This window comes from Microbispora sp. CA-135349 (genome assembly GCF_050947365.1).
Classification (GTDB): Bacteria; Actinomycetota; Actinomycetes; order Streptosporangiales; family Streptosporangiaceae; genus Microbispora.
The window spans coordinates 1-12,392 of record NZ_CP192001.1; the positions used below are offsets into that span (position 1 = coordinate 1).

At 68.9% G+C, this 12,392-nt stretch carries 8 protein-coding genes and 1 tRNA gene; all 9 read left to right on the forward strand.

Annotation, left to right across the window (positions count from 1 at the left end):
• The 9 genes from dnaA to ACQPZZ_RS00045 all read left to right on the forward strand — a co-directional run bounded on the left by dnaA (position 1) and on the right by ACQPZZ_RS00045 (position 12,250).
• Positions 1 to 1,671 carry a chromosomal replication initiator protein DnaA gene (gene dnaA, locus ACQPZZ_RS00005; protein ID WP_432927713.1) on the forward strand — a complete coding sequence of 557 codons (1,671 nt, stop codon included), beginning with the start codon at positions 1 to 3 and terminating at the stop codon, positions 1,669 to 1,671.
• Between the two features lie 523 nt (positions 1,672 to 2,194).
• Complete coding sequence (dnaN, locus tag ACQPZZ_RS00010; protein ID WP_432927715.1) at positions 2,195 to 3,334, forward strand: DNA polymerase III subunit beta; 1,140 nt, start codon at positions 2,195 to 2,197, stop codon at positions 3,332 to 3,334.
• A 50-nt stretch (positions 3,335 to 3,384) separates the two neighbouring features.
• Positions 3,385 to 4,395: a phosphogluconate dehydrogenase (NAD(+)-dependent, decarboxylating) gene (gnd, locus tag ACQPZZ_RS00015; protein ID WP_432927717.1), complete on the forward strand. Its 1,011-nt coding sequence runs from the start codon at positions 3,385 to 3,387 to the stop codon at positions 4,393 to 4,395.
• A 61-nt stretch (positions 4,396 to 4,456) separates the two neighbouring features.
• Complete coding sequence (gene recF / locus ACQPZZ_RS00020) at positions 4,457 to 5,644, forward strand: DNA replication/repair protein RecF (RefSeq protein ID WP_432927719.1); 1,188 nt, start codon at positions 4,457 to 4,459, stop codon at positions 5,642 to 5,644.
• Positions 5,634 to 6,167 carry a DUF721 domain-containing protein gene (locus ACQPZZ_RS00025; RefSeq protein ID WP_432927721.1) on the forward strand — a complete coding sequence of 178 codons (534 nt, stop codon included), beginning with the start codon at positions 5,634 to 5,636 and terminating at the stop codon, positions 6,165 to 6,167. The genes recF and ACQPZZ_RS00025 overlap by 11 nt, the downstream gene beginning before the upstream one ends.
• Positions 6,168 to 6,593: 426 nt before the next feature.
• Positions 6,594 to 8,540 (forward strand): DNA topoisomerase (ATP-hydrolyzing) subunit B, encoded by a 1,947-nt coding sequence (gyrB, locus tag ACQPZZ_RS00030; protein WP_432927723.1) that lies wholly within the window; start codon positions 6,594 to 6,596, stop codon positions 8,538 to 8,540.
• Between the two features lie 28 nt (positions 8,541 to 8,568).
• Entirely contained in the window at positions 8,569 to 11,070 is a 2,502-nt protein-coding gene (gyrA, locus tag ACQPZZ_RS00035; RefSeq protein ID WP_432927725.1) for a DNA gyrase subunit A, read from the forward strand.
• A gap of 187 nt (positions 11,071 to 11,257) precedes the next feature.
• Complete coding sequence (locus ACQPZZ_RS00040; protein WP_432927727.1) at positions 11,258 to 11,980, forward strand: DUF3566 domain-containing protein; 723 nt, start codon at positions 11,258 to 11,260, stop codon at positions 11,978 to 11,980.
• A gap of 193 nt (positions 11,981 to 12,173) precedes the next feature.
• Positions 12,174 to 12,250: transfer RNA gene (locus tag ACQPZZ_RS00045), tRNA-Ile, on the forward strand.
• Positions 12,251 to 12,392 lie beyond the last annotated feature (142 nt).

The window sequence follows — 12,392 nt, forward strand, 5'->3', positions numbered from 1 at the left end:
ATGGAAGGCGTCGATCTCAACGCTGTATGGGCTCGGGCGCTCAGGACCCTGCTCGACGAGGGAGTCTCCGGGCAGCAGCGCGCGTTTCTCCAGATGACGCAGCCCTCCGGCCTCATCAACGACACGATCCTCCTGGCGGCGCCAAACGACTTCGCCAAGGAGGTCATCGAGGTACGGCTGCGTCCGTTGATCGTGCACGCGTTGTCACAGGAACTCGGCCGGCCCGTGCGGATCGCCGTGATGGTCGATCCCGGTGCGGGCCTGCCCGCCGACCCCGCGGCCGCTCCACAGGCAGACCATCGTCCACAGGCCCCGTCCACAGATTATCCACAGGCCCATCCCCAGGCTCCGCGCTTTCCCTTAGGCGAGGACGGCCCGATCCGGCGCGACGCCGAGCCGCACGGACCGCACTATCCACAGGGCCAGCAGTATTCACAGCCCCCGCAGCACATGGCGCCGCAGCACATGGCGCCGCCGGACCGGACGCAGCGGCCCGGCGGCTACTCTCCCGAGCCGCCCGCGGCGCCCAAGCCCGAGCCGGCGTCCGGGCCGGTACCGGGCCCCGGGCCCGGACCGGTGCCCGGCGCGGGGCAGAACCGCTGGGACGCCCGCGGCGGGCGCACCTCCGGTGAGCCCGCCCGGCTGAACGCCAAGTACACCTTCGAGACGTTCGTCATCGGCGCCAGCAACCGCTTCGCGCACGCCGCCGCCGTCGCGGTCGCCGAGGCCCCCGCCAAGGCGTACAACCCGCTGTTCATCTACGGCGACTCGGGGCTGGGGAAGACCCACCTGCTGCACGCGATCGGCCACTACGCGCAGAGCCTGTACGACGGCGCCCGGGTGCGGTACGTGAGCTCCGAGGAGTTCACCAACGACTTCATCAACTCCATCCGCGACCACAAGGCCGACGGGTTCCGCTCCCGTTTCCGCGCCGTGGACATCCTGCTTGTGGACGACATCCAGTTCCTCGAGGGCAAGGAGCAGACGCAGGAGGAGTTCTTCCACACCTTCAACACCCTCCACAACGCCCAGAAGCAGATCGTCATCTCCAGCGACCGGGCGCCCAAGCAGCTCGTGACGCTGGAGGACCGGCTCCGCAACCGGTTCGAGTGGGGTCTGATCACCGACGTCCAGCCGCCCGAGCTGGAGACCCGCATCGCGATCCTGCGCAAGAAGGCGATCCAGGAGGGCCTGGCCGCGCCGCCCGACGTGCTGGAGTACATCGCCAGCCGCATCGCGACCAACATCCGCGAGCTGGAGGGCGCGCTGATCCGGGTCACCGCGTTCGCCAGCCTCAACCGGCAGTCTGTGGACATCCAGCTCGCCGAGATCGTCCTCAAGGACCTCATCAGCGAGGACGCGAGCCCGGAGATCACCATCTCCCTCATCATGTCCACAACCGCCGAGTACTTCGGCGTCTCACTCGACGACCTGTGTGGAAGCTCACGCTCGCGCGCCCTGGTGACCGCCCGTCAGATCGCCATGTACCTGGCCCGTGAGCTGACCGACCTGTCCCTGCCGAAGATCGGCCAGCAGTTCGGCGGGCGCGACCACACCACCGTGATGCACGCGGAGCGTAAGATCCGGTCGCTCATGGCGGAGCGGCGCTCGATGTACAACCAGGTCAACGAGCTGACGACACGGATCAAGCAGCGCGCGCGCAACGCTTAGTGCACAGCTGTGGATAACTCTGTGGATCAAACACGTCGCCGTTCGGCGGCGGCGTTTCGCGTTACCCCCACCCTCTCCGGCGCGTCGACACGCCGTTCCCGCTTGGGGACAACTTTGGGGAAAAGCTGGGGACTACTTGGGGAACACCCGTGGACGAGCTGGGGACGCCCTGTGCGTACTCTTTCCACGCACCTCGGCTGTCCCTTTTACCCCGTGGACAACCGGTGGAAACATCGTGGATTACTCGTGGACAGAGGGCACTCCGTCTGGGGAACAGGTGTGGGGACAGCGCGGCCGCCCACAGTCCACAGGGGGTCCGTCCACGTCTCCCCCACACCCGCAGTGGATGAATCAGCTCCCCTGAGCTGCGAAAATGCTCGACATCCACATATCCACACCGCTTAATAAGACGACTTGTATCTCTCTCTCAAGAACTCAAGAACCATAGAAGGGGTTCTGGAGGCACACAGGTGCGGGAGAGTGAACACTTGACGAAGCAGCGACACCCAGGAGGCTGATCCACGTGATGTTCCGGATCGATCGCGACGTGCTCGCCGAGGCCGTGGCGTGGACGGCACGGAGCCTTCCGGCCCGTCCCTCGGTGCCGGTGCTCGCCGGCATGCGGCTGGAGGTGACCGACGACCAGCGGTTGAAGCTCTCCGGCTTCGACTACGAGGTCTCCGCCGAGGTGACCCTCGAAGTGCAGACCGGGGAGCCGGGCGTGGTGCTCGTCTCCGGCAAGCTCCTCGCCGAGATCACCCGCGCGCTTCCCGCACAGCCGGTCGAACTGGTTGTGGACGGAGCCAAGGCCGTCGTCACCTGCGGCAGCGCCCGGTTCACACTGCTCACCATGCCTGTGGAGGACTACCCCTCCCTGCCCGCCATGCCCCCCGCCGCCGGACGCGTCGGCAGCGACGTGTTCGCCTCCGCCGTCGGCCAGGTGGCCGTCGCCGCGGGCAAGGACGACACCCTCCCGATGCTGACCGGTGTACGGATGGAGATCGAGGGCGACACCGTGACCCTCGCCGCCACGGACCGCTACCGCCTCGCCGTACGCGAGCTGAAGTGGCAGCCCGAGCAGTCCGGCTTCCAGGCCGTGGCGATGATCCCGGGCCGTACGCTGGCGGACACGGCCAAGGCGCTCGGCGGCACCGGCGCGGAGGTCGAGATCGCGCTGAGCTCGGCCGGCGGCACCGGTGAGGGAATGATCGGCTTCTCCAGCGCCGGACGGCGGACGACGACCCGGCTGCTCGACCCCGAGTTCCCCAAGTACCGCTCGCTGCTGCCCACCGAGTTCTCGGCGCGGGCGGACCTGTCCACAACCTCGTTCGTCGAGGCCGTCAAGCGCGTCGCTCTGGTAGCCGAGCGCAACACCCCCGTACGGCTGGCCTTCCGTGGCGGAGAGGTCGTCCTGGAGGCGGGCAGCGGCGACGAGGCGCAGGCCGTGGAGGCGCTGCCGGTCGAGTTCGACGGCGACGAGATCAACATCGCCTTCAACCACCAGTTCCTGCTCGAGGGCCTGGGGGCGATCGACTCGGACGTCGCGCGGCTCCAGTTCACCACGCCGACCAAGCCCGCCATCCTCACCGGGGGCAAGCCTGTGGACAACGGCGGGAGCGAGGACTATCGCTACCTCATCATGCCCATCCGGTTGTCCAGCTGACCCGGATCTGACGCCCCGGGCGTACGATCTCCTGCGGGCATGGACCCCCGATGCGTGGGTACGCGTGCCTCGGTGGACGACGCTGTGGACGACGCAGAGGTTTAGGGGTGGCTCAGATGCAGATCGGCATGATCGGGCTCGGCAAAATGGGCGGGAACATGGCCGAGCGGCTGCGGCGCGGCGGCCACGAGGTCGTGGGCTACGACCGCGATCCGTCCATCAGCGACGTCGGCAGCCTGAAGGACCTCGTCGAGAGGCTTCAGGCGCCGCGCGCGATCTGGGTCATGGTCCCCGCCGGGGCGCCGACGCAGAACACGATCGAGCAGCTGCGCGACCTCCTGTCGGAAGGTGACACCGTCATCGACGGCGGCAACTCGCACTATCTGGACGACCAGCGGCACGCGGCCGATCTCGGCGCCCGCGGCATCGGCTTCGTCGACGTGGGCGTCAGCGGCGGTGTCTGGGGCCTGGAGCACGGCTACGCGCTGATGACCGGCGGCGACGAGGAGCACGTCCGCCGGCTCGGGCCGATCTTCGAGACGCTCAAGCCCGAGGGCGAGGACGGCTTCGTCCACGCGGGCGGTGTGGGCGCAGGCCACTTCGCGAAGATGGTCCACAACGGCATCGAGTACGGCATGATGCAGGCCTTCGCCGAGGGCTGGGAGCTGCTGGAGGCCAGCGACGTCGTCACCAACGTCCCCGAGACGTTCAAGAGCTGGCGGCACGGCACGGTCATCCAGTCGTGGCTGCTCGACCTGCTGGTGCGGGCGCTGCAGAAGGACCCCGACCTCACCGAGCTCAAGGGCTACGCGGAGGACTCCGGCGAGGGCCGCTGGACGGTCCAGGCCGCCGTCGACCACGCCGTGCCCCTGCCGGCCATCACGGCCGCGCTGTACGCCCGCTTCGCCTCACGCCAGCCCGACTCCCCGGCGATGAAGATGGTCGCGGCGCTGCGCAACCAGTTCGGCGGGCACGCGGTCGCCTCCGTCGAGGGCCAGACGGGCAAGGGCGCCGACGCCCCCGGCGCCGACGTCACTCCGCCGGTGGAGGCCGACCGCTGACCCCACCCCCTCACCGTGATCGCGGTGGGGTCGGCGGGGGGGAGGCGTTAGCCTTGCGGGCGTGCACGTGGCGAGCCTGTCCCTCACCGACTTCCGGTCGTACCCGGAGGTCGACCTCGTGCTCGAACCGGGGGCGACGGCCTTCGTGGGGCCCAACGGGCAGGGCAAGACCAACCTGGTCGAGGCGCTGGGTTACCTCGCGACCCATTCGAGCCACCGCGTGGCCACCGACGCGCCGCTCGTACGGCACGGCGCGCAGCGGGCGATCGTGCGTGCGTCGGTGGTCAGGGACGACCGCCGCGCACTGATCGAGGTGGAGATCAACCCCGGCCGGGCCAACCGCGCCAGGGTGAACCGATCCCCCGTCCCCCGGGCTCGCGACGCTCTCGGCCTGCTGCGGACCGTGCTGTTCGCCCCAGAAGACCTCGCGTTGGTGAAGGGCGACCCCTCCGAGCGCCGCCGTTTCCTCGACGACCTGCTCGTCGCCCGCGTCCCCAGGTTCGCGGGGGTGCGCGCCGACTACGACCGCGTGCTCAAGCAGCGCAACGCGCTTTTGCGTACGGCCGCGGCGACGCGGGCGGGACGGCGGCGCGGCGGACGCAAGCAGGAGGACGACGCGGCCTTCGCCGCCGCCGGCGCGGGAGACGTCCTCAGCACACTCGAGGTCTGGGACTCCCACCTGGTGCACCACGGTGCGGAACTGCTGGCGGCGCGGCTGCGCCTGGTGGACGCGCTGCGGCCGCTCGCGGCGAAGGCGTACGCCACTCTCGCTCCGTCATCGGGACTCGCCGATCTCGAGTACCGGCCGTCGGGGTTATCCACAGATATCCCCACCCTGGGGACAAACCGGGAACTACTGGCCGAGCACCTGCGGGCCGGCCTGGCGGAGGCGCGCCAGGCGGAGCTCGAACGCGGCGTGACCCTCGTCGGCCCGCACCGCGACGACCTGCTGCTGCGGCTGGGCGAGCTGCCGGCCCGGGGCTACGCGAGCCACGGTGAGTCGTGGTCGTTCGCGCTCGCGCTGCGGCTGGCCGCCTACGACCTGTTGCGAGCCGACGGCGGCGACCCGGTGCTGATCCTGGACGACGTCTTCGCCGAGCTGGACGGCCAGCGGCGCAGGCGGCTCACCGAGATCGTCGCTCCGGCCGAGCAGGTGCTGATCACGGCGGCGGTGCCGGACGACGTGCCGCCCGAGCTTGCCGGCGCCCGCTTCGACGTCATGGAGGGGAGCGTGACCCGTGTCCGATGAGATGTCCACAGCCGGTGGACAGTCGCCGCAGGGCTCGGTCGCGCGGGGTGCCGCGCTCGCGCGGGAGAAGCTGGCCCAGGCGAAGGCGGACGCGCTGAAGCGGGGACAGCTTCCGCGGACCGAGCCGCGCCGGCGCTCCGGTGCGGGCGCCTCACGGCGGGACGCCGGCGACCCGCTGCCGTTCGGCCGGGCGATCCGCGACCTGCTCGCCGCCCGGGGGTGGGAACAGCCCATCGCCGTGGGCGGGGTGTTCGGCCGCTGGGCGGAGATCGTCGGCCCCGAGCTGGCCGCCCACACCAGGCCGGAGAGCTTCGAGGACGGCGAGGTGCTGGTCGCCGCCGACTCCACCGCCTGGGCGACCCAGGTGCGGCTGCTCGCGTCCACGCTGGTCAGGCGGCTTAACGAGGAGCTCGGCGACGGCACCGTGACCCGGGTCAAGGTGCACGGCCCCGGCACGGGTCAGCGCCCGGAGGGCGGTCTGCGCGTACGCGGCAGTCGCGGCCCCGGCGACACGTACGGCTGAGCGCGCCGGCCGGGCGCACACGGGGAGGCCGGCGCACCCCTTCTGACCTGGTATCGGGCTCAGGAGACCCGGGTCGGAGCCCTTCGGCACGTCGAATCGGCCGCGGACGCGCCGAGCCGACCCGCGCAGAGCCCGAACCGGCCCAAAATCGCGCCTGAGGCCTCGACCCCCGCTCCATGGTGGGGGGTGCTCAGAAACATGATCGTCAAGCGACAGGGCATCACAGCCCCGTGAGTGCCACCTGATGTCCGCCGGACCGGTAGAATGAAGGCGGACTCAAGGACACGTCCGGTTTGCGTCACCCCGGCCTCACGGGCCGATTCCCCTGGGTGCCGCATCGGGGCACTCACGACGGTGACGGGCACGGCAGGGGCAGCCAATCCACGGTGTCGCCCGCCGCGTGTCCGCGGCAGGAGGATTTCGCACTTGTCCTACGACGCTAGCTCTATCACCGTTCTCGAAGGGCTGGAAGCGGTCCGTAAGCGGCCTGGCATGTACATCGGTTCCACCGGTGAGCGCGGGCTGCACCACCTGGTCTACGAGATCGTCGACAACGCGGTCGACGAGGCGCTGGCCGGTTACAACGACCTGATCGAGGTCACCCTGCTCGCCGACGGCGGCGTGCGCGTGATGGACCATGGCCGCGGCATCCCCGTGGGCATCGTCGCCGCGGAGGGCAGGCCCGCCGTCGAGGTCGTCTTCACCGTGCTGCACGCCGGCGGCAAGTTCGACAGCAAGTCGTACGCCGTCTCGGGCGGTCTGCACGGCGTGGGCGCCTCGGTCGTCAACGCGCTGTCGACCCGCCTGGAGGTCGAGGTCCGCACCGACGGCCACGTGTGGCGGCAGAAGTACGTGACGGCCAAGCCCACGGCGCCGCTCGAGAAGGGCGAGCCGACCGACGAGCACGGCACGACCATCAGCTTCTGGCCGGACCCGGAGATCTTCGAGACGACCGCCTGGAACTTCGAGACGCTCGCGCGCCGGTTCCAGGAGATGGCCTTCCTCAACAAGGGCCTCAAGATCACGCTGACCGACGAGCGGCCCGATCACATCATCGACGGCGAGCCCAAGGTGGTCACCTACCACTACGAGGGCGGCCTGTCCGACTTCGTCACCCACCTGAACTCGAAGAAGGACCCGATCCACAACTCGGTCATCGACTTCGAGGAGCACGGCGACGGCATCTCGGTCGAGATCGCCATGCAGTGGAACGCCTCCTACTCCGAGTCGGTCTACACGTTCGCCAACACGATCAACACGGCCGAGGGCGGCACCCACGAGGAGGGCTTCCGCGCGGCGCTGACGACCATCGTCAACCGGTACGCGCGCGAGCAGAAGTTCCTCAAAGAGGGCAAGGACGACAACCTCAGCGGCGACGACGTCCGCGAGGGCCTCGCCGCGATCATCTCGGTGAAGCTGGCCGACCCGCAGTTCGAGGGCCAGACCAAGACCAAGCTGGGCAACACCGAGGCGAAGTCGTTCGTCCAGAAGGCCTGCAACGACCACCTGCGCGACTGGTTCGAGCGCAACCCGGGCGAGGCCAAGGAGATCATCAACAAGTCGCTGCAGGCCTCCCGGGCCCGCATCGCGGCTCGCCAGGCGCGCGACCTCACCCGCCGCAAGTCGCTGCTGGAAAGCGGCAGCGGCCTGCCGGGCAAGCTGGCCGACTGCCAGTGGTCGGAGCCGGAGAAGTGCGAGCTGTTCATCGTCGAGGGCGACTCGGCCGGCGGCTCGGCCAAGGGCGGGCGCGACCCGAAGTTCCAGGCGATCCTCCCGCTCCGCGGCAAGATCCTGAACGTCGAGAAGGCCCGGATCGACAAGGTCCTCAAGAACAACGAGGTCCAGGCGCTCATCACGGCCCTCGGCACCGGTGTGCACGACGAGTTCGACATCTCCAAGCTGCGCTATCACAAGCTGATCCTGATGGCGGACGCCGACGTCGACGGCCAGCACATCACCACGCTGCTGCTGACGCTGCTGTTCCGCTTCATGCGGCCGCTGATCGAGGCCGGGCACGTCTACCTGTCCCAGCCGCCGCTGTACAAGATCAAGTGGGACCGCAAGGGCGAGGACGCCTCGTACGCGTACTCCGACCGGGAGCGCGACGCGATCATCGAGGAGGGCGTCGGCCGCGGCCGGCGCGACCCCCGGCTCCACGACGGCGTGCAGCGGTTCAAGGGTCTGGGCGAGATGAACGCCTCCCAGCTGTGGGACACCACGATGAACCCCGACACCCGGGTGCTGCGCCAGGTGACCCTCGACGACGCCGCCCAGGCCGACGACCTGTTCAGCGTGCTGATGGGCGAGGACGTCGAGGCCCGCAGGAACTTCATCATCACCAACGCCCGCGACGTCCGGTTCCTCGACGTCTGAGCAGCGCGGTCAACCAGAAGGACTTTTCGTGACGGAAGTGAACACGCCGCCTGGGCCCCCCGCCGATCGCATCGAGCCGGTCGACATCCAGGCCGAGATGCAGCGCAGCTACATGGACTACGCGATGTCCGTCATCGTGTCCCGCGCGCTGCCCGACGTCCGCGACGGCCTCAAGCCCGTGCATCGTCGCGTGCTGTACGCGATGTTCGACGGCGGCTACCGGCCCGACCGCGGCTACTTCAAGTGCTCCCGCGTCGTCGGTGACGTCATGGGCTCCTACCACCCCCATGGCGACACCTCGATCTACGACACGGTCGTACGGCTCGCGCAGCCGTGGTCGCTGCGCTATCCGCTCGTCGACGGCCAGGGCAACTTCGGCTCTCCGGGCAACGACCCGGCGGCCGCGATGCGGTACACCGAGTGCCGCCTCGCGCCGATCGCCATGGAGATGCTCCGGGACATCGACAAGGAGACCGTCGACTTCCAGCCCAACTACGACGGGCGGTCGCAGGAGCCGGTCGTCCTCCCGTCGCGGTTCCCGAACCTGCTGGTCAACGGGTCCGCCGGCATCGCGGTCGGCATGGCGACGAACATCCCGCCGCACAACCTGCGGGAGATCGGCGAAGGCGTCAAGTGGGCGCTCGACAACCCCGAGGCGAGCGACGAGGAGCTGCTCGACGGGCTGCTCGCGCGCGTGAAGGGCCCCGACTTCCCGACCGGCGCGCTGATCGTCGGCCGTCGCGGCATCGAGGACGCCTACCGCACCGGCCGCGGCTCGATCATCATGCGCGCCGTCGTCGAGGTCGAGGAGGACCCCAAGGGACGGCAGTGCCTGGTCGTCACGGCCCTGCCGTACCAGGTGAACCCGGACAACCTCGCACTCACGATCGCCGAGCTGGTCAGGGACGGCAAGATCACCGGCATCGCGGACGTCCGGGACGAGACGTCGTCGCGCACCGGCCAGCGGCTCGTGATCGTGCTCAAGCGCGACGCGGTCGCCAAGGTCGTGCTGAACAACCTCTACAAGCACACCCAGCTCCAGACCACGTTCGGCGCGAACATGATCGCGCTGGTGGACGGCGTGCCGCGGACGCTGCGGCTCGACCAGTTCGTCCGGCACTACGTCACGCACCAGATCGAGGTCGTCGTCCGGCGGACCCGGTTCCTGCTGCGCAAGGCGGAGGAGCGGGCGCACATCCTGCGCGGGCTGCTCAAGGCGCTCGACCGGCTCGACGACGTCATCGCCCTGATCAGGAGGTCGCCGTCGGCGGCGGAGGCGCAGGGCGGCCTGATGACGCTGCTGGACATCGACCAGGTCCAGGCGCAGGCCATTCTGGACATGCAGCTGCGCAAGCTGGCCGCGCTGGAACGGCAGCAGATCCAGGACGAGTACGACGGCCTGATGGCGCAGATCGCCGACTACCAGGACATCCTGGCCTCCGAGCCCCGGCAGCGCCGGCTCGTGTCGGAGGAGCTCGGGGAGATCGTCGCCAGATATGGCGACGAACGCAAGACCGAGATCATCGCGTACGAGGGCGACATGTCCATCGAGGACCTGATCGCCGAGGAGGACGTGGTCGTCACGATCACGCGTGGTGGCTACGCGAAGCGGACGAGCACCGACCTCTACCGGGCGCAGCGGCGCGGCGGCAAGGGGGTAAGGGGCGCGCAGCTCCGCCAGGACGACATCGTGGAGCACTTCTTCGTGACCACGACGCATCACTGGCTGCTGGCCTTCACCAACAAGGGCCGGGTCTACCGCTTCAAGGCGTACGAGCTGCCGGATTCGGGTCGGGACGCCCGCGGTCAGCACCTGGCCAACCTGCTGGCCATGCAGCCGGACGAGCACGTGATGGAGATCCTCGACCTGCGGGACTACAACGTGGCGCCGTATCTGGTGCTGGCGACCCGCAGCGGCCTGGTGAAGAAAACGCGGCTTTCCGAATACGATTCGCCGCGTTCCGGTGGCCTGATCGCGATCAATCTGCGCGAAGATGACGAGGTGATCGCCGCCCGTCTCGTCTCCGAGGGTGATGACCTGCTGCTCGTGTCCAAGAACGCGCAGTCGATCAGGTTCACCGCCTCGGACGACGCGCTGCGCCCCATGGGCCGCGCCACCAGCGGTGTGATCGGCATGAGGTTCGTGGACGGTGACGAACTGCTCGCGATGAACGTCATGAGCGACGGCGATGACGTGTTGATCGCGACCGAGGGTGGGTATGCGAAGCGGACACCCGCCGACCAGTACCCGGTCCAGGGCCGGGGCGGCAAGGGCGTGCTGACGGCGAAGATCGTCAGTGCTCGTGGCAAGCTGGTCGGAGCCGTCATGGTGCGTCCCGAGGACGAGGTCTTCGCGATCACCTCTGCCGGCGGGGTGATCCGTACCAGCGCCGGCGAGATCAAGCAGTCGGGCCGCCAGACCATGGGCGTCCGCCTGATGAACCTGGCCGAGGGTGACAGCGTTGTGGCCCTCGCTCGCAACGCCGAGTCGTTGGAGACCGAGGAGAACGGGGCAGGAGGCGAGGCATGAGCGAGCGAATCGTCAGCCGCGAATGCGCACCAGGTGAGGGCGCGGCATGAGTGACACCGGTGGGCCGCGGACACCCGGCAGCAAGCAGAGACCCACGGGCGCCCGCCCCGCGTCGTCTTCGAACGGCGTTACCGCGCGGGCGCACGATGGCGGTAGCGTCGCCAAGGTGGCTTCCGAAGGAGATGACGTGACCGCCGCCGACAAGGCGAAGGCCGACGACACCATGCGCATCCGGACCTCGGCCGCCGACCAGCCTTGGAAGCGGCAGACGGCCGCGGATGGCGCGTCCGACAACGGCAGATCCGACGGCGGCGGTGCGACCGCACAGTATCCCCGGCCCACCGGCCTCGGTACGTCCACACCCCCTGTGGACAACGGGCGCCCGTCTGTGGACAACGGCCGTCCCGCAGTGGACGGCGGTTCTGTGCGCGGACTCAGCTTCGGCCCGGCCGGAGACCGCCCTGAGTCGTCCAAGGATTCCAAGGACTCGAAGGGTTCCAAGGACAAGAAGTCCGGCCTGCGTCCGCCGCGCAAGGCCCACCTGGTCCTGCGCAGGATCGAGCCGTGGTCGGCGATGAAGTTCAGCTTCGTCGTGTCGCTGGTGTGCTTCGTCGTGCTCTTCGTGGCCGTCGCGGTGCTGTACGGCGTGCTGTCGGCGCTGGGCGTCTTCTCCTCGATCACCGACACCGTCACACAGCTCACCACGAGTGGTGGCGTCGGCGGCAAGGGAGTCGGCACCATCGACATCGGCAGCTGGTTCGAGCCGGTCCGCATCCTCGGGTACGCGGCCCTGCTCGGCGCGCTGAACGTCGTGCTCATCACCGCGCTGTCCACCCTCGGTGCCGTGATCTACAACATCTCCGCGGACCTCGTGGGCGGTGTCGAGGTCACCTTCAGCGAAGCCGAGTGAGGCCCGAGACAGCACGGCAGCACGGAACAGCAGGCGCAGCGGGTTCGGTACGGCAGGCCGCCCACGGAGCGGCCCGCCGTACGGATGCGTTTCCCTGGCACGACCACGGTCCCGGACACGGTAAGCTTTTCCTCGTTCGGAACGACGGATTCGCCACCGGAAACGGGATGCGGTAACGTTCGTTGCGCAGTGCGGGGCTATAGCTCAGTCGGTTAGAGCGCTTCCCTGATAAGGAAGAGGTCCCAGGTTCAAGTCCTGGTAGCCCCACCATGAAGTACCAGCTCAGAGGCCAGTTCCCAAGATCCGGGACCTGGCCTTTTGATCGTTTGTTAGCCACTCGTTAGTGGGACGAGTCCCGGCCAGGTGACAGAGATCAGTCCGCTTAGTCACTGGGCGGTTTTCCTGTACAGCA